The sequence below is a fragment of the Gilvimarinus gilvus genome (assembly GCF_030518155.1).
GTDB classification, from domain to species: Bacteria; Pseudomonadota; Gammaproteobacteria; order Pseudomonadales; family Cellvibrionaceae; genus Gilvimarinus; species Gilvimarinus gilvus.
Map to the genome: position 1 here is coordinate 1 of NZ_JAULRU010000266.1, position 336 is coordinate 336.

At 63.7% G+C, this 336-nt stretch carries 1 protein-coding gene; it reads left to right on the forward strand.

What is annotated here, in order from left to right; all coding sequences use genetic code 11:
* Positions 1-336: pyridoxal-dependent decarboxylase (locus QWI17_RS04725; protein WP_302721366.1), on the forward strand; the 336-nt coding region annotated here is incomplete at both ends.

Sequence of the window (336 nt, forward strand, 5' to 3'; positions counted from 1 at the left end):
TGACCCCCGAACAATTCCGCCAATACGGCCACCAGCTGATCGACCTGATCGCCGACTACCGCCAGACCGTGGGCGAGCGCCCGGTCATGGCCCAGGTCGAACCCGGTTACCTCAAGGCCGCCTTGCCAGGGCAAGCCCCCCAGCAAGGTGAACCCTTCGAGGCCATTCTCGACGACGTCAACGCACTGCTCATGCCTGGCCTGTCCCACTGGCAGCACCCTGACTTCTATGGCTACTTCCCCTCCAATGGCACCTTGTCCTCGGTACTGGGTGACTTCCTCAGTACCGGCCTGGGTGTGCTTGGCCTGTCATGGCAGTCCAGCCCGGCCTTGAGCG